This window comes from Methanosarcina barkeri str. Wiesmoor (genome assembly GCF_000969985.1).
GTDB classification, from domain to species: Archaea; Halobacteriota; Methanosarcinia; order Methanosarcinales; family Methanosarcinaceae; genus Methanosarcina; species Methanosarcina barkeri_B.
Map to the genome: position 1 here is coordinate 1,206,781 of NZ_CP009526.1, position 23,653 is coordinate 1,230,433.

Below are 23,653 nucleotides of genomic sequence, written 5' to 3' on the forward strand. Positions count from 1 at the left end.
AGCTCTATAATAAAGTAATATATTACATTCTAAAGTAATATATTACATTCTAAAGTAATATATTACATTCTAAAGTAATATATTACATTCTAAAGTAATATATTACATTCTAAAGTAATATATTACATTCTAAAGTAATATATTACATTCTAAAGTAATATATTACATTCTAAAGTAATATATTCTAAAATATATTACATTCGTTTTGGAATCATAGTAATAGTGGAACGATTCCCATAAATGAGGTGATGGCCGATAAGGCCATCAATTCACTTGTATTATATTCGTTAATATGAAGTTCACTTATTGAACTTCATAGGCGAATTGTTTTTCCAGTACATAACCATCGATTGTATATTGTTTAGTGAAATTTTGTAGTTAGAGTCTATTGAAATACCTTTTTTCCAATGAAGCACGGCAGTCTGTAATTCGTCAAGTGAAATATACGCTCCGGACTCCGAATCTGGATCATTGAAAACATTCCAATCTCCTTCAACACAGTATAGATTTCCTCCATCTGTTCCAAAGTAAGCTTTTCCCTGAGAAAGTGCTACTCCCTGCAGGATATACCCATCGTCAGGAGGATTATATTCCCACACAAGACCTCCTGATTCATTCAGGCAGTAAAGGGAACCGTTATCCTCTGCAGTTGTGAAATAAATACGAGGTGTTCCATAATACGTAGAAACTGCAGGAGAGGATTTCACACCTGCATCCACATGGTATTCCCATACTTTTTTACCATCACTATCATCCAAACAGATCATCTTACCATCATATCCATGCTCTCCCTGTCCAACGTATACTTTACCGTTATAGATTGCAGGAGTCGAGGTACTGAACATCTGGTCAGAGCGCCATCCCTGGTTAAGGAATGTACCAGTAGAGTCATCGAATCCTACTTTCCAGACATAACCAGTTTCCTGTGCTAACTCTGAAGTCGTATAGACATACCCGCCATGGTAAGCGACAGAGGAACGGAATCTTCCCGGCTCAGGGAGAGCAAATAAAATCCGACTCGACACATCGCTGTCCAGGCTTATTTCATCGACAAGCGCTCCTGTTTTCCTGTCAAGACATGTGAGATTCCCTTCATGGGTAGAATATATCAGATAATCTCCTACAACGGATGCACCGTTCCATATGAAGCCGGATGTGTTCTGAGTTGCATGTTTCCATAAAAGGTTTCCAAGGTCATCGTAGCAATAATAGTATTTTGTATCCACCCCGCCTTCAAGACCTTCTGCAACGTATATCCTGTGATCGTAATACGTAACCGGACTTTCTGGACCTACATCCGTTACATGTACTTTCCATTTCTGGACCCCTGTACTTGCGTTATAGGCATAAAGATTTCCACCTTCAGTTAATACAAAGAGATTTCCGTCTCCATATGCGGGTGTTGAAGAGTGTAAAACCGAAGCAGCATCAAGTGTTGCATGCCATATTGGTTTACCTTCTGCTTTGTTATAAGCATACAATTCTCCACTGGAAGCTAGTATATAGACGTTATCTCCTACAACTATTGGGCAAAGATCGATATTCCCACCAAAATCATCCGCACTCCACTTAAGTTTAACAGAATCATCAAGGGGTGCATATCCTTCAGTAACACCATTTCTATCACTTCCCCCCTGAAATTGTGTCCAGTATATTGCAGATTTTGCTTCAATTACTGTTTCCGGTTTTACCGTAATAGGCAGAGTCACCTGGTTATTAGTTTCATCACTTTCCGATACATTGTTCTCCGTATCAGCAAATACTGTAAACCCAAAGTTTCCGGCCTCCTGGGATTCCCATGTAAAATTTAGTTCAGCGCTCTGGGAAGGACCAAGCTGTTCGAAAGTCTTTGCAGCCAGTTCATTTGTTCCTTCTTTTACGGTCACTGTAAAATTACTTGCCATGGAAGTACCCTGGTTTTTCACAACTGCTTTCATTTCATATGAAGTATTTGAAAAGATAGCAGAAGGTGTGATCGATACAGGGATAAGGTCTGCATCACCAGCTAAAGCAGTTACATTTATTCCCCTAGAATTATCTGCATCATTATTTTCAGGAACGGACCCTGTAGCATGAGCTTCAACCGTTATGTTATAATCCCCTGGAGCTTCTGGTGTCCAGGAAAAACTCACATTTTTGGCCAGGTTACTTCCGATCTTTGTTACAAGGTTATCTTTCTGTTCACCATTTACCAGGAAGGATACGGATACGTTGTCAGCATACGTGTTGCCGTTATTTCTAATAGTTGCAGCAATTTCATTCGGATAATAGGGGTAGACGCTTCCTGCGACCACTGAAACATTTTGGACAACCATATCTAGATAAGGATCAGCCTGCCCATAGGCATAGACTTCGCCGTCATCGCCAATTGTATATATACTACCATTTGCAATAGAACAAGCTCCTCCAGCCGTGGATTCCCATAAAACATCGCCTGTATATGCATCATATTCCACAATGTGATCATAACCATATGACGAAGTTTTTTTGCCTGCAAAAGCTTTTCCATCTGCAACTGTCATGGAATTCGTCCATCCCCCGGCACTGCCGCTCCAGATAATTTCTCCTGAAGAAGCATTAACACAATATACCGGAGAGACGTAAACATTCCCATATGCAAGTGCAGGAGTGGAGTCCGTTCTTGGAATGTTTTGTTCCCAGAGGATCTGCCCATTATTTATATCCAACGCGCTTAATGCAGTAGTTTTATCGGTGTAGAAATCATAAGACGTAACATATACAGCATTGTTTCCTACGGAGGCAGAACATAATACGTTGTCTGTAATTGGAGTGGTCCATATTTTCGAGCCGTTTTCTGCATCTACACAATATACCTGTCCTTCATATACATTCGAGCCCACATTTATTGTACCATACCCACTTGTTAAGAAGACCTTTCCGTCTTTATAGGAAGGGACACCTTGTGCGGAACCTATTACTGAATAAGTCCACAAGAGTTTTCCAGTATACTCGTCCACACAATAATAATGACTTCCTCCCCAGTCAGAACAAAAGACTTTTCCATTAGCTATTGATGGCCCGGCATTACATGATGTTTGACCACTCGGATTAGTGAATTTCCATTTTTCAGTGCCGTTTGAAGCATAAACACAAATCGTGTCAGTACCTCTGGAAGCAAACACCATCCCATCATCATAAGCAGGAGATGACCATGAACCATACTTATCTGTTCCCGTATTCGCAGTCCATACTACATCACCTGTTGTAACATTCAAAGCTTTCAATGAATTGGACCTACTTATAACAAAAACCATGTTTTCAGCGGTTACAGGCGCGGAATCTATAACTGCGCCTACTCCACTACTCTTCCATTGTAACTGGAATGCATCCGGTAATTCTCCTGCATAAAAACCGGTATGTTCTATGTTATTCTGAAACTGTGGCCAGTTGTTTTCCTCTTCAGATAATGCCAGTGGTATACTTTGCAATATTGCGAGCATTACTATAGGTATCAAAATTAGTTGACGCATTTTTTGTTTCATGCTACTCTCTTCCCATAAAAAATTCAAAATTTCTGGAACTATCCCTGTCAGTACTTGTTATTTATTCAATTCTCTTTGGTCAATTTTGAGAAATATTTCTAAAATGAAACAGTAAAATTTTTCTTACATGTTGTGCCCGGTTTTCGTGTTCCGTAACTATAAATTGCCCCATAAAAGAATTAAAAATAATTAAAACAATGATGAAAAGGTGAATTTATTTAAATGTATTATTTTGGCAAAAGATTGTTAGTAAAATGAGTAACAAGCTTTTCTAAGTGTGTGACAAGATACTATACTGTTAATTGAGTCAGACCTCAAGAAAAAAGGAAGGAAAGAGTACGTAAAGATAATTATTCTCACGGACTTTCATACCAAAGAAGAAGTATATAAAGTTTACCAAGTTCCATAATACAAATAATGTGAATACTTTAGAAGTCATCTGTAAACCGAGAATCATGCGTCCATTTTCTATAATGTTGGCAGATTCATTATAGTCTGATTCTGCACTTTTTGATTTCTTGATATTATCCTTTTGGTTTCTTGATATTGTCCTTTTTGATTTCTTGATATTATCCTTTTTGATTTCTTGATATTGTCCTGTGAGCTTCACACACAAACGTTACCGTTTATGCATGTCACAGTAAGATTACCTCAAATGGCAAATATAGTGCAGAGACGCAGTTAGTATAGTATAGCTTCTTGTCGCACATGCCGAATATAGGTTTTAAAACAGACTTTCTACAATTTATTGCTGGAACAAAGATTGATTCATAGGAACCGGTTAGTAAAAATTACAAACCAAAGTTGGCTTTCAACTCTGGTCAACGAGGCTAAAGAGTTGTTTTGCCAGATTTTGTCAATGATCTCTCAACCCTTTAGCCTCGATTTTTTATCATTTTTCAATTAAGGTTATTTGCTTTCAGAATATATTCTCGGTTTTGTATTTGTTGTCACTTTTATGTAGTCACTGTTATATAATCTGTTTTTGTTACCGTGTTCTTGCCTTTAGCATTCTTTACTGTTAAATTAACAGTATATGTTCCTGTCTTTGAATATTTGTGAATCGGATTCTGGTGGAATGACTTTGCTCCGTCTCCAAAGTCCCATCTCCATTTAGCAGGTATTCCTGTGCTTGTGTCAGTAAATTTAACCTTTAATGGTGCTTTTCCTGATGTAACACTGTTGGTGAAGTTTGCAGCAGGTTTTGTTATTACTTTTATGAATTGGATTCTGGTGGAATGACTTTGCTCCGTCTCCAAAGTTCCAGAACCAAGAAGTTGGAGAGCCAGTACTTGTATCAGTAAATTTAACCTTTAATGGTGTTTTTCCCGAAGTCGACGACGCAGTAAATGCAGCTACCGGCTTTGCTGAAAAGGGACTGGAGACCTTAATATGCCCGGTTTTCACCTCAGAATCGCTTCCGTCCTCGTTGAAAACAGTGAGGTTGACATTGTAGGTACCGGCTGCAGCATAAGTGTAGATAGGGTTCTGCTCAGTGCTGTCTACAGTTCCATCATTATCAAAGTCCCAGGCCCACGATGTCGGTGAACCGGAGGCCGTGTCATTGAACTGTACCGTGAGAGGTGCTTTACCACTTTCACATTTGCGATGAAATTCGCGACAGGTGAGGTAGAAGAGTCCTTGAAGGCATAGACTTTCTGGTCGCCTCCTATACTGAAAAGCATTCCGTCTGAAAGTGCAGGGGAAGAACCGGCATAAGGAGAATTCCAGACGACATTGCCAGTGAAGGCATCCAGAACATAAAGATTTTCATAACCAAAATACCCCTCTTCTGCGCTTCCCACATAAACGATCCCATCGGCAACCGCTAATGAACAGGTCCAGTCTCCTACCCCTCCTTCGTCTGTTATTTTTGAAGGTGTTGACCAGATAGGTGAGCCTGTAGTCGCATTGAAGCAGTAAGTTTGCACGTTGCTATAACCACTTGCTCCTCCGCAAACGTAGCATTTCCATAGGCCAAAGCAGGAGTCGAATCCGATCTTTCAATTGACTGTTTCCAGATTATCTGGCCTCAGATGCATTTAAGGCAAGAAGCTCTCCATTTCCGTAGAAGCTGTAAGTTGTCAGGTAAATGATGCTGTCTTTGTAAGCCGGAGAACCGCAGAAGTTATCTACGACATTATTGATGTGCCAGAGTTCTTTTCCGGTTACTGCATTCACGCAGTAAGCATGTCCCTGATATGAAGAACCATATCCCCAGCTCGTCATTTGAAAAAAATTGTAGCCCTTCTGGTAAAGAGATTTAACACCTGTCAAGATTTTTGCTGAAAGGCAAACCTGACTTTCCAGTTTTTTGGAAAAATATCAGGCATAGAGCTGTATAAAGAAAAGTAAGTGGTTTCAGTTCCTCTTTTTTGAAGATCTCCTATATTTTCATGGGGTTAACAGTGGTCTGGGCGGAAGAATCTGGCCACATTTTTGGTATCATGGCTGCGGCAGAATCAGGTTTCGGACCTTTTGAAGTGCCAGACCAACTGGATTTTTAAGAGATTATTGGAACATATACGCAGGAAATTTAGTTGTTTCCTGAAATTTACCCAGCAAATGTTATATTTGTAATCAATTAACGAATTTTATACACAACATAAATGCCATACATGTCATTTTTCTAACATGATCTAAACGTAAAAACCATTACAGTTCAGGCATTTTGTATCTTACCTGAATACAAATAACGACATTCGGGTTGGAGTAAACTTTTCTCCCTGAAAGTTCTCAAGGATTTATAATGGATATCTGATTAAACTAATTGTATATGATTAAACTAACTATTTGTTAAACATTTATAAATAAATGTATATGGCTAATTATTCTTAGCTTGTTGGCTAATAACCTGTCTTTTAAATTCTAGAAGTAAGGATGCTTTTAAAGTGAGGACATTTTTAGTTTTATTCCGTATTTTCTGTTTCATCGGCTTTCAAGAACTTCAGGCTTGAGATTGCTTTTTAATCAGTTAATACCATTATCAAAAAAACTTTAAATCATACGAAAAAGATATGTTTTCCTATTTCGTTATATAATTCTTCCTATGTTTTCATAGGGGTTAGGTTAGCCTGTGCGGAACCTGTGTATTCCTATAAGTGGCGTACTCAGGAAAGGAATTCGGACTCCTTGAAGTGGCAGGCTAACCGTTATCCGAGAACAATGTGGACTCAATGGAAGGATTTAGACCCCCATAGGAGGGGCCCTTAATTTACTTCCAAGCTGTTTTTACGTTTTTTTCGAACTTTGAGGGAATATTTATGGAACTCTTTTTTTCGGTGAAGTTTATAGGTTTATGCAGTTGATACCTATTTTCAGTATCTCCTACATAAACTCTGGCTGTGCTGATTGTATTCGATCTTTTTCATCTGGGCATAACTAAAAGTTCTTAAGGAGGTATTTTGGGAGGTACACTGCTTAACTTTGTTTCCTTAGTTAGCAGTTGGTCATAAAGAGTTAAACTGGCTTACCTCATTACTTCCATTTTTCAGCACATCGATCCCAAAGTATATCCATAAATCTGAAATTTTGACTCTATCTATAGATCAATGAATTTCACATTAATAATGGATTTATTTTGGAATCTACAAACTTGTAATCTAAATAACTGGATATAAATCTAACAAAATCGATAATAAGTTTGAGCTTTAAAGGTAACGTTGAAAAATTATCCACGAAATTGTCTCTATTAATATTGCTTACATAAATTTGTCATAAGGAAAGAAAAATAACAGTAAAAAGTAATGCTTTTTGTAATCATTTTTCCATCAGTTTGAATCTTTCCTAATATCTTCATAACTATTTTTATTTTTAAACACTATTATAATTTTACATATGTATGTCGAGCACAATACAATTTTATAATCAGTAATTACTTCTTTCCTTCACGGAATTATAACTTTCTTCAAAATTTAACTTTTTCTTTATTATATTATCCCACAAAATTCATTTTTTTCACAGAATATGCTTTCTTTGCCTAGCTTTTTAATATATTTTTATCTTATTTGCAATTCGTCTATTAAATTTATCACAGCTCAATAAATAGCATTCGATGTTATTTTTTGGTCTATTTTCTAGCTATTATTACCTTTTTGGCTAATAATTATTATCTAAAATCTTAGTCTTTTATACAAGTAAACTAAAATTGAGCTGAAATTACGTAATTGTTTACGATATTGAGGTGAGCATTTGAGAATTTGTGAGGTTATTGTTTTTTAAAATATCCTTTAATAACAGGTGTTAAATAGTGTTTTTCTTTGCACTGATAAGTAAAGTTTACTTTCGTTATTTGTATATAATGCAATTTCTTGTTCTTATTAATTTGATTTTCTTCATATCTATTAATAAAAAATTTGAAAGTTAAACAGTAAAGAATTTCTTTCAAGCAGCGTGCAGTCTCAAGATTAGTAATAATATCCTCACAACTCGGTATATTAAATTATTTTCTGGAGTAGGAATCATGAATGAACAGTTGAATAACGAAACGAACCTTTTGAACAAAAAAATTAAGGCTTCAATACTGGCATTTTTTATGCTTTTAACGTTGTTTTCGATTTCTCCGGCGGCTGGAAGCGGAAATCTTCAGTATGAACTCATTGCCAGTACAACCAGTGATGCCGAAGGCAACTACCTGTTTTCCGGCGTTCCCGACGGAAATTATACGCTTATAGCTCTTTATAATGAGGACAAATGGCGACGTGCCGATGAACAAATTCAGGTTCAAAACGGAACGGACCTTATAGTGACTCTTGATACCTCCAGCAGGAATATCGATGAAAATGAGTCTCAGGCCCTTCTTGACCTGCCTGTCAGTGAGGCTGGTCTTTCTGGAAGTGCTATAATCAGTGGACTTACCCGCCAGAAACAGATGAATGCTGACCCTATACCTCTGGGTTCCACAAACGTTCTTCTGTTAAAGGAAGCTGGAACAGAAACTCAGGATAATTCCAGTGAGACTCAGAGTAATTCCAGCGAAACTCAAGATAACTCCAGCCAGGTCCAGAGTAACTCCAGCAGCAGTCAGCACCTGAACATTGCCATTGTGACCGGATACAGAAGCCATGAGCTTCCACTAAAAAATCTAGCGGAAGAGGTCAACAGTAACAACAGCCTGAACCTTACTCTTAGCTGCTTTATGGCTGACTACGTAATGGAAAATGACGTTGACCTTAGTGCAATGGACATAATCTACATCAACATGCTCAGTCCTTCAACAGCCCAGAAGCTCACACCGACAGTGGACAGTGCAATTGCTAACGGGTGTGTGGTTATTGATGACGATACCCTTCTGAATGAGAGCATCCCGCTTCCTGAAGACCAGATCGAAAGTTACAGGGAAAAACTGAACGACTACTGGAGTAATGGGGCTTACGACCAGAACAACTTGAAAAACCTTATATTCTGCATCGCCAGTGACTGCTGCGGCAGATCTGACCTGCTATATGAGGAGCCGCATACGCTTCCAGAAAGAGCGATTTATCACACGAACATGACAGGTTACTTTACCGATTCTCTGGATACCTATCTTGCCTGGTATTCAAACCGGAGCGATGGAGGGCATGTCTACGATCCTGCAAAGCCTACAATTGCAATCACCATGTACCAGAGCTATTTCCCCTTCCAGATTGAGCCAATTGATGCCCTGATCTCAAAACTGGAAGCAAAAGACTACAATGTTATTGCCACATACGGATCTGATGATCTTGCCTCCGGCGACTTTTTCAAGCAGGGAGATGAGGTTCTTGTGGATGCAATTATTTCATTTACATACTTTGGCAACAAATTTGATGCCGAAGAGCTCGGTGTGCCTGTAATCAACGGCATTGTTGACAATTACATGAACAGGACCGATTATGAAGCCAGCAGCAGACCGCTTCCTGCGGACAAGATGATGAAGCTCGATTTGCAGGAACTCTGGGGAGCTATTGACCCAATAATAATGGCTGCAACGGAAGTAGATCCCGAAACCGAGACTGAAACTTCGGTTTCCATAGATTACCAGGTAGACTGGCTTGTTGACCGTGTGGAAAGTTGGGTGAACCTCAGTGAAATTCCGGAGTCGGACAAAAAAGTTGCTATAATCTATTATAATCATGGAGGAGGGAAGGATAACATAGGGGCTTCTTATCTTGATGTCATTCCAAGTTTGTCAAACCTTCTTGACGCTATGTCTAAAGACGGATATGCTCTGAATGAAAATCAGACCTTAAACGAAACTGATCTCCTGAATTTGATGCTTACCCAGGGTATAAACATAGGGACCTGGGCACCTGGAGAACTCCAGAAAATGGTTGATACCGGCAAAGTCGTTCTTCTCCCAGAAAGTACTTATGAGAAATGGTTCTCGGAACTCCCTGAAGAAAGACAGCAGGAGGTCATTGACCAATGGGGTCCTGCACCTGGAAAGATTATGGTCTGGGAAAACGAGACTGGAAAATACCTTGTTATTCCCAGAATTGAGGTAGGGAAGAATGTGATTCTGGCTCCACAGCCTTCAAGAGGCTGGCTTGATGATAATGAGGCTCTCTATCACGACAAGGATTTGCCTCCTCACCACCAGTACATTGCTTTCTATCTCTGGCTCCAGCATTCTGAGGAAGAAGGAGGATTCGACAGTGATGCCCTTGTTCATTTCGGCAGGCATGGGACTCAGGAATGGCTGCCTGGAAAAGAGTTTGGGCTCTCTCGGTACGACTGGCCTTCCCTGATGATAGGTGATAAGCCCGTGATTTATCCTTACGTTATGGATGGGCTCGGAGAAGGCAATGAGGCAAAGCGCAGAGGAGGAGCAGTAATAGTTGACCATCTTGTACCCCCGATTCTTTCGGCAGGAAGCTATGGGAATTATTCAAATCTGAGTGAAGCTATCCAGAACTATGAACAGGCTGAGGCTGATGCCTCTCTTAAAGCGGCTCACAGGTCTGAAGTCTTAAACCTGACTCAGTCTCTTTCCCTGGATAAAGAACTTAACATGACAGAGGCAGAAAATAACGAGACTTACTTTAATACCACTTTCCTTGAAGGGCTTGAAGATCTTCTGGACGAGTATAAGAGCCAGTCTATGCCTTACGGGCTTCATATCCTGGGTACAAGCCCTAAAGGAGAGCAGCTTGTTGGCATGGTAAATTCTATGCTTGGAACTGACTTTGCAGACTCGGTTAATGAATTCAATAAAACCGAAGGGGCTCAGCTTTATTTGCTTGACCTTGTCCTTAACCAGGGAGTCAATTCCACAAACGCCCAGAAGCAGGTGCTCGGAAAAAGCAATGAAACCGTCAGTACCCTCCTATCCAATGCGGAAGAATATGCTGCAAACCTGGCTCTTGGAGAAGAGGAAATCGATCAGGTTCTCAATGCCCTGGACGGCAAGTTTATCCCTGGAAATCTGGGAGGAGACCCTGTTAGAAATCCGGAAACTCTGCCGTCTGGAAGAAACTTCTATGCGTTTGACCAGCGGATAGTGCCAACAGAAGCTGCCTGGACTCTCGGTCAGGAAATGGCTGACCAGATGCTTGAAGCTTATGTTACCGAGCACGGGACTTATCCGAAAAAGGTGGCTTACGTACTCTGGGCAGGAGAAACAACAAGGCACGAAGGGGTTATGGAAGCAGAGATCCTCTACCTGCTAGGGGTTAAGCCTGTATGGAACAGCGGCAGAGTAGTTGATGTGGAAGCTATTCCAATGGAGACGCTGGGCAGGCCAAGAATTGATGTTGTAATGCAGATCTCTGGACTCTACAGGGACATGTACCCTGACAAGGTTCGCCTGCTGGACAAGGCCGTAAAACTGGCTTATGCCCAGGAAGACTCTCCCAATTATGTCCGGGAAAATGCAGATGCTCTGAAATCTTCTTTGACGAGTGAAGGTTCCCTTAATGATAGTGAGGCTCTGGACCTTTCCCTGCTCAGGATTTTCGGGTCTTCGGACGGCGCCTACGGCACAGGCCTTCCAAATGCGATCTCTTCAAGTGATACTTGGGAAAGCAACGACGCTCTTGCAGAGCTTTACATCAACAAGATGTGCAATGCCTACGGAGAAGATGTGTGGGGCGAAGATCTGAAGGATCTTTTTAAAGAAAACCTTGAAGGGGTTGAAGCTACAGTGCACAGCCGGAGCACAAACCTCTACGGGACTCTGGATAATGACGATTTCTTCCAGTACCTTGGAGGGCTGAATCTTGCTATCAGTTCCGTTTCGGGAGGAGAGTATCCTGATTCATATATCACGAACATGCTGACAAATGGGGACGAGAAAACCGAAACCCTAGAAAAGTTTCTTACGAGGGAAACCTACTCCAGATATTTCAATTCGAAGTGGATTGAAGGTATGCAGGGAAGCGGTTATGCAGGAGCCAGGGAAATGTCGGATTTCGTTGAGAACCTCTGGGGCTGGGAAGCTACGAACCCGGATTTGATCAGTGATGACATGTGGAACCAGGTGTATAAGACGTACGTGGCGGACCAGGAACTTAGCAACTGGATTAAGAAGAATAATCCTTATGCTTACCAGTCCATGACAGCCCGGATGCTGGAGACCGCACGCAAAGGCAACTGGGACGCCTCTGATGAGGTACTCGAAAGCCTTGCTACGGAATATGAAGACTCCGTGGTCGAAGATGGGGTTACCTGCTGCCACCATACATGCGGAAACCCCCTTCTCAATAGCTACGTATCAGGCATGGTTTCGGTTCCAGGTTTTAGCGAAGCAATAGAAAATGCTACGCAGGAATCTCTTGAACAAGAAGAGACTGAAGAACAAAGTAGCAGTGGTGAAAAACACAGCAGTGGTGGTAATAAAGGAAGTTCGACACCTGTAATTCGGAGTACGGAGAGTAGCAATCAGACTGTTGTAGAGAGCGATACGGGATATGGGGTCGATTCCCCCGAACCTGCACCTGAGGTCTCGAAATCATCTGCTGACTCGGATTATGTTGAAGGCTATGAGATGCAGAAAGATTCCACCGAAGAACCAGATAATAGCGGTTTCTCATTTTCGGGTTCCGATATTTTTGGAATTCTCTTCGTGATAGCAGCCATTGGTGGAATCTATTTCGGGTTCTATAAAAAGAAAATGTAAATATTTATTAAAAGAGTATTGAAAGAAGAGGGCTTTCGTTTGATGCTCTTTTCTTTTCTGTTTTTCTGAAATTCAGGTACATATTGACCTGAATTTGACCTGAATTTGATCTTAATTTGACCTTAATTATTTAATGTTATATCCAAAATGCTTGAGGTCTTCTTCTAAAATCAAATGCTTTTTACTGTCGGCTTCGGTGATCGGACGAACCGGACGGCAAGGGTTGCCAAAAGCAAGATGGTTATCCGGGATATCTTTTGTTACGACACTGCCGGCACCGATTACTACATTGTTTCCTATATGTACGCCGCCCAATACAACAACATTACATGCAATCCACACGTTGTTGCCGATATGGATTTCTTCGGCATATTCGGCCATTATCGTGTTCCCGTTTTCATCTGTTCCCATACGTTCTTGGGCAATCAGGGGATGAGAAGTGGCCATTAACGAAACATTCGGTCCGAAGCATACATTGTTGCCAATATAAATACGTGCGTCGTCCATCACCATGAGATTGAAATTCGCAACAAAGTTTTCTCCAATAAAGGTGTGACAGCCATAATTAAACTGGATAGGTCCCTGAAAATAATATTTCTTGCCGATGCCGCCAATAAATTCCTTGATAATTGGCAAACGTTCGGGATCATATTCGTCCATTGCATTGTATCTTTGACATGCAGTGTGCGCCTTATGCTTGATGTCTCTCAGTTCTTTTTTGCGCGAATCAAACATTTTGCCCGAAAATATCTTTTCTTCTTCTCTCATCTGAGAGTTTCCTCCATCTCTCAAATACTGATTTTTGATATTGTGACTTCGATTGGGAAACCATAAAATTTCTATTTATCTACGTGTTATATAAATAATTGAAATGTGACATCAGAAAATACTATTTTACCAGTTGAATTTGTTGATATTATTTAGAGTCTTTTATTCCTAACTCTTATAGTATAATCATTTGGAAACATCGATATGGAGATGGAAGCATGTTGGAAAGCAGAATTATAGCCGCAAAATCTGATGACAATTATATAGAAAATATGTGCTTTGAAGGCGATATTCTTTCGGACGTCGATATTGCAAGGATAGAATTTGAATCGGTACAGTTTATACAATGCCAGTTCAACAATTGTGATTTTTCAAAAGCCCTCTTTTACAATTCGGTATTTGATAACTGCAATTTTGCGAATTGCAGATTTATGGATAGCTACTGGAAAGGCTCCAAAATGTTAAAGTGCAAGGGCGATGGCGGTAACTTCAGTAAGAGCTGCATGAAACAAACCTCTTTAATTGACGATTCCTTTCGATATGTGGATTTTTCAAGTTCTGTATTGGAGAACTGCACCATTCATGACTGCAATTTCAAGGAAGCTTTCTTATCCGAGATCCGGCTAAAGAAGCCCAAGCTGATAGCGGTTAATTTCACAGGTGCGGATTTCTTTAAGACCTTACTCAAAGACATCGATTTAGCGGATTGTATTATTGATGGGATTACAGTATCCGATACATACAAGGAACTCAGAGGGGCTATAGTCAATGCAGAGCAAGCAATAGAACTTGCGCGGATTCTGGGAATTAAAATTGTGTAAGGCATTGACTCACATATATAAATCAGAGGAGAAATGAATGGATCTGTCTTGTGTCTACTAGGGAAAGCAATGCTTTTAAGCTCCAGTATAAATTTGTTTGAAAATACATAGATATATTTAGAAAGATGTGACTAAGGTTAATCGCTAAGTGTTGAGAAAGGTGATTTATTGGGTACTGAAAATCTTCGAACTTATAATAAAATCGAACCATCTTCATGTTTTATAAAAGACAGAATGATCCAAGTTATTGGGTTCGCTGCATTATTATTATGGTTCGTAGTATACGCGATCCAAACAATCGACTTTAACGAATATGAAAGCGGTTCATTAATAAAAGTAATATTGTTTCTAGCCGCATTTTGCTTTACGGTGTCTATTCTTCTCGGAACGTGGACACACTACAAAATAAAGCGCGTTTATTCCAATGATCCGTCAACAGGAATAATGAACGCATTTAAGTGGCTTGCATTCGGAATCTTTGTTCTTATGATATCAATTCCACAGATTTTTTTCCCAGAATCCGACCGGTTCTTTGGTATATACTTAATTGTATTAACGTATGTAGGAAAACACGTAATGGAAAAGATTTCAAAAAATCTGGAGGGCAGTAAATCCTGACTTAACTTGAGAGTAAAGGACGGCTTATTTACGTTCCTGTATTTGATTATAAGAAGCTCACCCAATCAGTAGTTTTAGAAAAATTACTGCATTTCTCTGGCCTGCTCCCTGTTAGCTCCTAATCTTATTTTCTACAGGATTATTCTGTGTGCAGAGGTAATAGTTTATCAGGTGATGAAAAGTATGAAAAATAGAGTTCTCTCAGTATTTTTAATTTTCTTTCTTTTCGTTGCATTAGTAACAGTTGCATCGGCTGGAACAGAAACTCAACTCACTCAAGATGAACGATTAACATCTGGAATATCATTCTATGATAACCATGTTTTTTGGACGGAGAGTGCTGGGAATGGTGTACATGCCTATGACCTGACTACAAGAAAACGAACAGATATTGAGGGTGGTCATGCTGTAGAAAGCCTAACTCATACACATGGAAATAAGGTTGTATGGACTGATGCCGATGGTAAGGCTGATTCTGTTTATATGTACGACGTTTCTACAGGCAATGAAACTAAGATAGCATCTGAACGGCGTGCCCCTGATATTTACGGCAATTATATAGTGTATACTGATAGCAACTATTATTCTGGTCAAGATCACCAAAATAACGGAATTTATCTGTATAATCTCAATACTAACAATGAAACTAAAATAGTCACTGTTCACGGCTATCCTGCTATCACTGTTCACAGCTATCCTGCTATATACGATAAGACAGTTGTATGGTCTCAAGCTAACAACAGCAGTGGTTATGATATCTGCATGTATGACATCTGTACTCACCAAACGAGCACAATAACAACTACGAATAGTTCAGGCTACGAGTCCCAGGGACTCGATATCTACGGAAATGTCGTAGTATGGATAGAATCAGGCAATCTGTATATGTATGATATTACTGCCCATAAAGTAACTCAGGTTACCAATAGTGGAAATGCAATTGATCCTGCAATATATGGCAAACGGATAGTATATACATTAAATCGTCCTCACTCTTTTGGCGTTGGGGATATCTACATGTATGAGATGTCTACTGCCAAAACAACCCGCATAACAACCAGCACCTGTGCATTTAATCCATCTATTTATGGCGACAAAATTGTATATGCAGATGGTCGAAATTCGGAATCTCCGGATGTAAGAGATATTTATCTATATGATCTCAAGCCCAAAAACTGAAAAGCTAAAAGCAATAATAGAGAAATAACAACAGTTTCACGTAAAACGCTACTGTTCTTTCTTGCAGCTGATGTCATGGAAGCTCTAATAAGTATTTCTGTAGCTCTTTCCACGATTTAAGAGATTCCCTGCAAAATCGAATACTTTTACGGGAAAATACTGCATTCAACAATATAAAGCCCAATATACTGATATTTAATATCATTGAATTGCTGTAATTAGTATTAATCAGGTGTTTATACCGAATAAAACAATAAAAAGGAATTTATCATGGATATTATAATTCGCAATGAAAAAGTAGAGGACTTTAATCAAGTAGAAAACTTAACGAGAGAAGCATTTTGGAATCTCTATGTACCTGGTTGTAATGAACATTATTTAGTACATATCATGAGAGATCATCCAGATTTTATTAAGAAACTTGATTTTGTTGCAGAATATAATGGTGAAATAATTGGTAATATTATGTACACCAAAGCCTGGTTGTATTCGGAAGATGGAGTTAAGATAGAAATTGCAAGTTTTGGCCCCATAAGTGTATTACCAAAATATCAGCGGAAAGGTGTAGGCAGTGCATTAATTCACCACACAATTGATATTGCTAAAAACGATGGAATAAATGTAATTGTGATATTTGGCGACCCTCATAACTATTGCAAGCACGGTTTTAAAAGCAGCAAAGATTTCAATATTAGTGACATGACTGGTGAATACCCTTACGGCATGCTTGCTCTAGAATTAAAAGAGGGAGTTGTTAAAGGGCATAACTGGAAGTATAAATATAGTCCGGTATTAGAAATTAATGAAATTGATGCAGAAAAATATGACAAAAGATTTGAACATAAAGAAAAAGGATACAACCCTTCCCAGGAAATATTCTCAATTGCAATCAGATCATACCTAAAGTAACATTCATCTAACAATCGCTTCCCTATCAAATGCTTCCCCAGCAAATGAAAAAAATATTCGAAACACAGAGATGAGACTGTCATTCATTAGAAACTCCAAAAAAGATTTTTAAGATTATCAATTTGAAATCAGAATCGTTTTCATGTCTTCAAATTCTTCTTTTGTAATTTCACCTTTAGCATATCTTTCTTTTGCGATATCCAATGCAGACTTTACTTCATATCCACATGTCTTTTTCCAATTAATAAGGCATTTAATTCCCAGACAAGCTAGTACAATTATGGGAATCCAAAATATGAGTACTGTAAAGATTATTAGAATTTCACTTAACCCTATCATTGATTGACCCCTCGTATCATATTTAATTAATTAAATAAGTACTTTGTGCTTTTAATGTTATTAACTATATAGGATCCTTCCAAATCAGTACTAAAACTAAGGGCATACAATGCTTATTTTAGATGATAGGTATGCATTTAGAGTTTCCCCAATTAAGGTACACTCTAAAAATCAATTTTTTAGATAAACAATTTATAATACTCTTTTAAATCAAGAAAAAATTGAGATAAATACTTTATTCTTTTACAATTTATATTTATTTATAAATAAGGTATCTGATGTCATTTTTATCCATACAAAATTCAATGTTAAAAGTAAGGAAAAATCAACGTTTAATTTACCAATTAAAGTACTTAAGTCATTTAAACAGCAAATAGATCATTTAATGAATGTATCTTAACTGGGAGAGGGCTGACACTACATTATATTTGGCAAATAAGGTTTAATATTCCTTAAAAAACTAATCATTTTTCAAGGGGTCTATAACTATAATAAAATATGAAACTAGATGCCCATTATCTAGCCTGAAAATGGAAAATTTCCAGGCAGCCAGATAATTAAATAGTTTTGTAGGAAAAGTGCTATGTTTCAGAAAATGTCAGAGAGTCTATTCAGAGTGCGGTTTTATAAGAAACCGTGTGAGAAGCAATTTTACAGAACGTTAGATACACAGAACTTTTATATACTCCGCAATTTTTTGGAAGCATGTGGATTTTTTCTGTAAAATTTAAAATTTTAAAAAGATATGTGATAGAAAATTATATGTGATAGAAAATTAACTGAATTTGAAGTTAAAACGGTTGGAATACAAGAAATTTCGTAATATCACAACTTTATATTACGCTCGGTTTAAAAAGAATTTTGAAATTAATTTACTATATAATATGCTCTGTATATTATTGCCATCAATCGTAACCTGATGGTTGTAGTAAGTGGAATAGAGTCCAATTCCATTGGTTTTACAAACTTACATGTCCATGTTGAGCCTGTCCAGGTCCAACCTGAAGAAGTCTGATGAGTTTCAGGATCTCTAAAATCGGCATTCGAAATGCTTGTTTGATATGCATCCCCGTTTTCATTATTGTAAAATGAATTGTTAGTTACAGAAAGGTTTGCTTCTACAAGATCAGCAATCGCATACCCTGTTCCCGCCTGAGAAATTGCAGTATGTTGAACTGTATTTGTAAAAACATTATCTTTTATTACTGTACCTTGCCCTCCAGCTTGATTTCTAAAGGCGTTATTTTTTACCCCATCAAAAACATTGTTATAAATCTGAGTGTCCTGGAACCCATCATTGACTATGCCTCCTGTAGATGGAATGTTATAACTCTGTCCTATTTCATAGAACAAATTGTGATGGATCAGAACCTCCTGAGTGTTTGAGACTCCTGCATCATAGGCAACTAACCAGACACCTTTTCCCCATGTTCTATTAAGGACATTATTATAGATCTCTACATTACTTACAGTGCCTTTGGAATCTTCGATCTGGATGCCAGGATCACCCCCGCCAGCGTCCAATTGTGCATCTATAACATTGTCATGGAATCTGACATTTGCAGAGTTCCAGATCCTAAGGCCACTGTTTGTTCTTGTAGTTATTCGATTATTGAAGCATTCAATGTACTGGCTCTCAATGCCAAAGAAGCCTTCATGCCCGAGTCTGTAAACAAGATTATTATAAAATTCGATGTTTTTACTTCTTTTAATTCTCAGGCCATCTCCCAGACCATTGTGAAAAGTGCAGTTATATACCTGTACATTATCACAATCGATCATATAGATGCAGTTATGATATCCTGCACCATGCGGAGTTTCGGAATTTCCGTCACTGTTTGCATTAATTTCTAAACTTCGAATTGTGACATTTTGAACACCATTTCCTGAGATTAATGGTTTCCATGCAGGCCATCCGGCGTGATCCGGAATTGTGATTACAGTTCCGGGTTCACCTTCCAGAATGGTGTTAGATTGGAGAATTATTGAGTCTGTCAAAGTATAATTTCCAGCAGGAAGGTGAATTATTCCTCCCTGCTGAAGCTCCTGGTTAATATCAGTTTGGTTTGCTGCTCCAGCTATTCCAGGTGGCAGTAACATAAATAGAATGATAGATAGAATGACAGTGGAATATATTTTCATTTTTTAGATTCCTTATTAAACAATACATAAAATCAAAGACCGTATAGTTTTCTTAAGTGTTCAACCGTGCCTATTTCTATAGCTTCCTGTTTTCCGATTTTTTTCAATTTTTCAATGTATTCAGGTTTTAACTCTGGTCCTAAAATCACGTCTTCGTACTCTTCAGCTATTTTATTGATAGCAGCACTTTTGTCTTTTAAACCATATTTAGCTTTGATAATATTCAAAATTCTATTAGTGCGTTCATCAATGTTTATAATTGCCTGAACCACATATACCATATTAATAAAAGGTTAATGCCATATTAATATACATCGTTCTGCTTCTGATATGTTTTTTGGTAATGAGACAGTATGGCAATTTTTCTGCAAATTCAAAGCTGAATTTCTGGATAAGGTTTCAGATTTGGTTTAGCTACTTTTTGAGATTTATGAGTTTACAGAAAAATTGGCACACGACTAAGAAAATTCATAAGTTTTACAACAAAAACTATGCATCAAAAACAAGAAAAATAAAAATAAAACAATCAGGCTGGTTTTTAATAATCTGAGTATAAAAGTCCTTCTAGATTTTGGAATTAAGTTAAGGAATTAAGTTAAAGGTCTCATGATCCAATTGGATCTGTGACGGAAATGTCTAAAATTGTTTATCTAGTTTTTCAGAATTCACTTCGTTACTTTCTGCTGGAATTTTACCTTACTCAATATATTTAAATAACAAAAAGATTAATGTATAATGCTAACAAGTATCACGTTAACTATTGTCAGGATATTTTCCAGGAAGGTTATTGTAGATGGTATTAGGAATAAATGATCCGCAAATTTGGCTTGCATATCTTGCTTGTATATTTAGTGCACTCGGATGCATGGTTTATGGAGCATTGAACTGGAGAGAGGAGAAAGAAGAACAGGTAGTAAAGAGCAGTACCCAGAAACAGGTGACTCAAGACCAGTAAACTAGTGTCATGGCAATTTAATTATTGGGCATAATTTTTGATTTATTCTCATCAATATGTAGCGATTCAGAGTTAACATGTGACCAATAACTAAATTTTCTTGACACTAGTGAGAAATTTATTTTATAGATTTTTCTAAAGAGATTACTTCAATCAAACCTTTTTGGTAATACCTGAGAAAAAACAGTAGTCGAAACTATTCTGGAGTAATTTTTATGGCAGTCAGTACTTCAACTCTAATCCTCCTTGTCATTATTTACTTTATGTGCACCTTCTACGTTGCCCGACTGGGGTATAAGAAAAATTCCCAGACCGATGATGGGTATATGCTTGCAGGCCGACGTGTACCCCCGGCAATTATGGCTCTCTCCTACGGAGCTGCGTTCATCAGCACTTCTGCAATTATAGGATTTGGAGGAGTAGCCGCTTCCTCAGGAATGGGGCTTCTGTGGCTTGTCTTTATGAATATCTTTTTCGGAATTTTCATTGCCTTCGTGATTTTTGGCCCAGGAACCCGGCGCATGGGGCTAAACCTTGGAGCCATTACTTACCCTGAATTCATAGGAAAACGTTTCCAATCAAGATTTATTCAAGCATTTTCCGGTCTCCTTATAGCGGTCTTCATGCCTCTTTATGCTGCAAGCGTGATCATAGGAGCAGGCAGATTTCTTGAAACCACGCTTGCGATAAACTATAATGTCGCTCTTTTGATCTTTATCGTCATCATTGCTTTTTATGTAATTAAAGGCGGCCTCCTCTCAGTAATGTACGTGGATGCAATGCAAGCCACTATCATGCTGATAGGAATGACCTTTTTGCTGGTATATACCTACAGTAAACTGGGAGGAGTCGTAGAAGCCCACCAGGCTCTTACCAATATGGCAAACCTTGTGCCTCAGGCGCTTGTTGACCAGGGTCACAGGGGCTGGACTTCAATGCCAGCTTTTAATTCCTCAATCTGGTGGACAATGGTTTCCACAATTGTTATGGGGGTAGGGATAGGAGCACTTGCACAGCCACAGCTTGCAGTCAGGTTCATGACTGTAAAGGACGACCGTTCCTTGAAAAGAGCAGTTGCTGTGGGAGGTCCCTTCCTTCTTATGATGGCAGGAGTTACATATGTTGTGGGAGCACTTTCTAATGTATACTTTTACAGAACTACAGGAATGATCGCCACTCAGTTTGTCCCGGGTGGAAACACCGACCTTATAATTCCCGCATACCTGAACCACGCAATGCCCGCGCTGTTTGTGGCAATATTCATGCTAAGCCTGCTTTCGGCAGCAATGTCTACTGCAGCTGCCCAGTTCCACACCATGGGTACAGCCATAGGATATGACTTTTACCAGCACGGCCTTATGAAAGGCAAGTCAAGTTCGAGCACGGTTCATGTTACAAAAATAGGAATTGCCTTTACCATCGTGGTAGCAGTTATTCTGGCTTACGTTCTTCCTGGAAGTATTATCGCAAGAACTACTGCCATGTTCATGGGACTGTGCACATCCGCTTTCCTGCCTCTCTATATTGGAGCGCTGTTCTGGAAACGCACAACGAAAGCCGGAGCAACTGCAAGTCTTGTTATAGGATCGATAAGCAGTCTTTTCTGGCTGGTCTTTGTCCATGCAAAAGAAGCAGTGTCTCTAGGAATCTGCCAGGCAATCTTTGGAAAAGAAACTTTACTTACAGGCACCTGGCCCCTTGTAGATCCAATCATGATCGCAACTCCACTGTCTTTCCTTGTCCTGATTGTAGTAAGCCTTATGACACCCCGTTTCTCTCCAGAGTTTCTCAAAAAGGCTTTCAGGCTCAGGTTTGAAGATGAAGACGAAGCATCGGAAGCAACATCAAACAGTGTAGCGGATTCGACAGGCGTTTAAACCTGACCCTCCGCAGTTCATTTCAGTATTGCAGTTTATTTCAGTATTGCAGTTTATTTCAGTATTGCAGTTTATTTCAGTATTGCAGTTTATTTCAGTATTGCATTTTATTTCAGTATTGCATTTTATTTCAGTATTGCATTTTATTTCAGTTTATTTTTTTAGTTTTGCTCCCTTTATTTCCTGCTTATTTTAGGAAGTTCTCAATTTTCTTTTCTAACAGGCAGGGTCTGACCTCCATGAGGCATAAGGTGAATTTTTGCGTCAGGATTCTTCGAGAGCACTGCAGATAAAGCATCTTCTACACTTGCCATAGGAGTAAAGAATGCATTTCTTGTTTGCTCGTCCGAAAGCTTTGAAATCAGATAAAGCTTAAATCTCTTTGAAGTTTTTGCAATGATTGCTGTCTTGTGCCCCCCGAACTCAAAACATTTTTTGAAACGCTCAATCGCGTCGTCTGGGCTTCGGCACTCCCTGTTCCAGCATTCATAGACCTGGTTTCCTATCCCTTCAGCACATTCGGCTACAAGAATGATGGACCCTCCTGCTTTCACAGCCTGGGTTGCATTGTCAAGCGCCTTGTTTGCCTGGAAAAGGTTGATATCTTTCGGAAAACCTCCGCAGGAAACAATTACCGCATCGGCAGGCTCCACAGGCACTTTATACATGGAATCCACAACTTCCACGCCTTTCCTGTGAGCCTCGAGAAAGTCCCCGGCAACGGCAGTAACTATCTCTTTTTTGCTGTCTAGCACCACATTCAGGATAAAGTCAAGGCCGAAAATTTTTGCGGCTTCCTCCATGTCCTGCCTGACAGGGCCGTCAACCCTTCCGGAAACAGCTTTTTCGTCAATCATCATTTTGTGGTTTGTGATAACTGTTTCTTTCGAGCTTACTCCGGGCAGTACGGACTTTGCCCCTCCGCTGTATCCTGCATAGTAATGGAATTCAATGCTTCCGGTTCCTATAACAACATCGGCATCCATAATGTCTTCAAAAACCTCAATCGGGGTTCCACGGGAAGTTATTCCAATACGTCTGCATCTGCCGGTATCATGCTGAATGCAATGAATTTTTTTGTAGACTTCTTCTCCAACCAGCTTTCGGGATTCCTCTTCAGTCTGGTTTCGATGGAGCCCGAGAGCAAAGAAAATAGTAATGTTTTTGTTCTTTGCCCCTCCAATATAAAGTTCTTCAAGTAGAGGAGGAAGAAGTTTTACAGTAGGTGTTGGACGTGTAACATCGCTAACTATGATTGCAACTTTCGAATCAGGGTTTACAATCTCAGAAAGCCGTCGGCTTTTTATGGGATTTTCAAGAGCTTTTTTAATTAAGGAAGTTGGATCTTCCTTTTTTTCAGGTTCTGAAGGCAGAATAATACTGGATACGTTTCTTTTCGGGATATCCAGCTCAAGTGCCATGCTTCCAAAAGCTAATGATATTGTTTTTGTGTTTTCAATCAT

At 39.0% G+C, this 23,653-nt stretch carries 13 protein-coding genes and 1 pseudogene; 7 read left to right on the forward strand and 7 right to left on the reverse strand.

The window, feature by feature from the left end:
- Window positions 1–299: 299 nt before the first annotated feature.
- Together MSBRW_RS05300 and MSBRW_RS24440 are read right to left on the reverse strand one after the other, a co-directional pair.
- The gene (locus MSBRW_RS05300; protein WP_011308632.1) at window positions 300–3,503 is read right to left on the reverse strand and encodes an outer membrane protein assembly factor BamB family protein; all 3,204 of its coding nucleotides are present in this window, start codon (window positions 3,501–3,503) and stop codon (window positions 300–302) included.
- A gap of 959 nt (window positions 3,504–4,462) precedes the next feature.
- A pseudogene (locus MSBRW_RS24440) lies at window positions 4,463–5,738 on the reverse strand (PKD domain-containing protein); the annotation flags it as partial.
- Between the two features lie 2,227 nt (window positions 5,739–7,965).
- On the opposite strand from MSBRW_RS24440, the gene cobN reads away from it, so the two are divergent.
- Window positions 7,966–12,582: a cobaltochelatase subunit CobN gene (cobN, locus tag MSBRW_RS05330; RefSeq protein ID WP_011308631.1), complete on the forward strand. Its 4,617-nt coding sequence runs from the start codon at window positions 7,966–7,968 to the stop codon at window positions 12,580–12,582.
- Between the two features lie 126 nt (window positions 12,583–12,708).
- On the opposite strand, the gene MSBRW_RS05335 is transcribed toward cobN, so the two are convergent.
- Window positions 12,709–13,350, reverse strand: coding sequence for a sugar O-acetyltransferase (locus MSBRW_RS05335; RefSeq protein ID WP_011308630.1), 642 nt, complete (start codon window positions 13,348–13,350; stop codon window positions 12,709–12,711).
- Window positions 13,351–13,568: 218 nt separating this feature from the next.
- Between MSBRW_RS05335 and MSBRW_RS05340 the strand changes: the two genes are divergently transcribed.
- The 4 genes from MSBRW_RS05340 to MSBRW_RS05355 all read left to right on the forward strand — a co-directional run bounded on the left by MSBRW_RS05340 (window position 13,569) and on the right by MSBRW_RS05355 (window position 16,877).
- A complete protein-coding gene (locus tag MSBRW_RS05340) occupies window positions 13,569–14,171 on the forward strand; it encodes a pentapeptide repeat-containing protein (protein ID WP_011308629.1) in 603 nt (200 codons plus the stop codon).
- 168 nt (window positions 14,172–14,339) lie between these two features.
- On the forward strand, window positions 14,340–14,789 hold the full coding sequence (locus MSBRW_RS05345; protein ID WP_011308628.1) for a hypothetical protein: 450 nt from the start codon (window positions 14,340–14,342) through the stop codon (window positions 14,787–14,789).
- A gap of 183 nt (window positions 14,790–14,972) precedes the next feature.
- Complete coding sequence (locus MSBRW_RS05350; RefSeq protein WP_011308627.1) at window positions 14,973–15,968, forward strand: hypothetical protein; 996 nt, start codon at window positions 14,973–14,975, stop codon at window positions 15,966–15,968.
- A 270-nt stretch (window positions 15,969–16,238) separates the two neighbouring features.
- A complete protein-coding gene (locus MSBRW_RS05355) occupies window positions 16,239–16,877 on the forward strand; it encodes a GNAT family N-acetyltransferase (protein ID WP_011308626.1) in 639 nt (212 codons plus the stop codon).
- Between the two features lie 117 nt (window positions 16,878–16,994).
- Here MSBRW_RS05355 and MSBRW_RS05360 read toward each other — a convergent pair whose 3' ends face one another.
- The 3 genes from MSBRW_RS05360 to MSBRW_RS05370 form a co-directional block, all read right to left on the reverse strand.
- Window positions 16,995–17,216 carry an SHOCT domain-containing protein gene (locus MSBRW_RS05360; protein ID WP_011308625.1) on the reverse strand — a complete coding sequence of 74 codons (222 nt, stop codon included), beginning with the start codon at window positions 17,214–17,216 and terminating at the stop codon, window positions 16,995–16,997.
- A gap of 867 nt (window positions 17,217–18,083) precedes the next feature.
- A complete protein-coding gene (locus MSBRW_RS05365; protein ID WP_011308624.1) occupies window positions 18,084–19,358 on the reverse strand; it encodes a right-handed parallel beta-helix repeat-containing protein in 1,275 nt (424 codons plus the stop codon).
- A 32-nt stretch (window positions 19,359–19,390) separates the two neighbouring features.
- On the reverse strand, window positions 19,391–19,639 hold the full coding sequence (locus MSBRW_RS05370) for a DUF2683 family protein (protein ID WP_011308623.1): 249 nt from the start codon (window positions 19,637–19,639) through the stop codon (window positions 19,391–19,393).
- A 512-nt stretch (window positions 19,640–20,151) separates the two neighbouring features.
- On the opposite strand from MSBRW_RS05370, the gene MSBRW_RS22885 reads away from it, so the two are divergent.
- Together MSBRW_RS22885 and MSBRW_RS05375 are read left to right on the forward strand one after the other, a co-directional pair.
- A complete protein-coding gene (locus MSBRW_RS22885) occupies window positions 20,152–20,313 on the forward strand; it encodes a symporter small accessory protein (protein WP_011308622.1) in 162 nt (53 codons plus the stop codon).
- A gap of 215 nt (window positions 20,314–20,528) precedes the next feature.
- The gene (locus MSBRW_RS05375) at window positions 20,529–22,190 is read left to right on the forward strand and encodes a sodium:solute symporter family protein (protein ID WP_011308621.1); all 1,662 of its coding nucleotides are present in this window, start codon (window positions 20,529–20,531) and stop codon (window positions 22,188–22,190) included.
- A 203-nt stretch (window positions 22,191–22,393) separates the two neighbouring features.
- Here MSBRW_RS05375 and larAH6 read toward each other — a convergent pair whose 3' ends face one another.
- Window positions 22,394–23,653: a nickel-dependent malate racemase, LarAH6 family gene (gene larAH6 / locus MSBRW_RS05380; protein WP_011308620.1), complete on the reverse strand. Its 1,260-nt coding sequence runs from the start codon at window positions 23,651–23,653 to the stop codon at window positions 22,394–22,396.

What these genes read in the sequence shown, in the direction of transcription:
- MSBRW_RS05300 (WP_011308632.1), bottom strand. Translation starts at nt 3,503, where the DNA reads ATGAAACAAAAAATGCGTCAACTAATTTTGATACCTATAGTAATGCTC.
- cobN (WP_011308631.1), top strand. Translation starts at nt 7,966, where the DNA reads ATGAATGAACAGTTGAATAACGAAACGAACCTTTTGAACAAAAAAATT.
- MSBRW_RS05335 (WP_011308630.1), bottom strand. Translation starts at nt 13,350, where the DNA reads ATGAGAGAAGAAGAAAAGATATTTTCGGGCAAAATGTTTGATTCGCGC.
- MSBRW_RS05340 (WP_011308629.1), top strand. Translation starts at nt 13,569, where the DNA reads ATGTTGGAAAGCAGAATTATAGCCGCAAAATCTGATGACAATTATATA.
- MSBRW_RS05350 (WP_011308627.1), top strand. Translation starts at nt 14,973, where the DNA reads ATGAAAAATAGAGTTCTCTCAGTATTTTTAATTTTCTTTCTTTTCGTT.
- MSBRW_RS05355 (WP_011308626.1), top strand. Translation starts at nt 16,239, where the DNA reads ATGGATATTATAATTCGCAATGAAAAAGTAGAGGACTTTAATCAAGTA.
- MSBRW_RS05360 (WP_011308625.1), bottom strand. Translation starts at nt 17,216, where the DNA reads ATGATAGGGTTAAGTGAAATTCTAATAATCTTTACAGTACTCATATTT.
- MSBRW_RS05365 (WP_011308624.1), bottom strand. Translation starts at nt 19,358, where the DNA reads ATGAAAATATATTCCACTGTCATTCTATCTATCATTCTATTTATGTTA.
- MSBRW_RS05370 (WP_011308623.1), bottom strand. Translation starts at nt 19,639, where the DNA reads ATGGTATATGTGGTTCAGGCAATTATAAACATTGATGAACGCACTAAT.
- MSBRW_RS22885 (WP_011308622.1), top strand. Translation starts at nt 20,152, where the DNA reads ATGGTATTAGGAATAAATGATCCGCAAATTTGGCTTGCATATCTTGCT.
- MSBRW_RS05375 (WP_011308621.1), top strand. Translation starts at nt 20,529, where the DNA reads ATGGCAGTCAGTACTTCAACTCTAATCCTCCTTGTCATTATTTACTTT.
- larAH6 (WP_011308620.1), bottom strand. Translation starts at nt 23,653, where the DNA reads ATGATTGAAAACACAAAAACAATATCATTAGCTTTTGGAAGCATGGCA.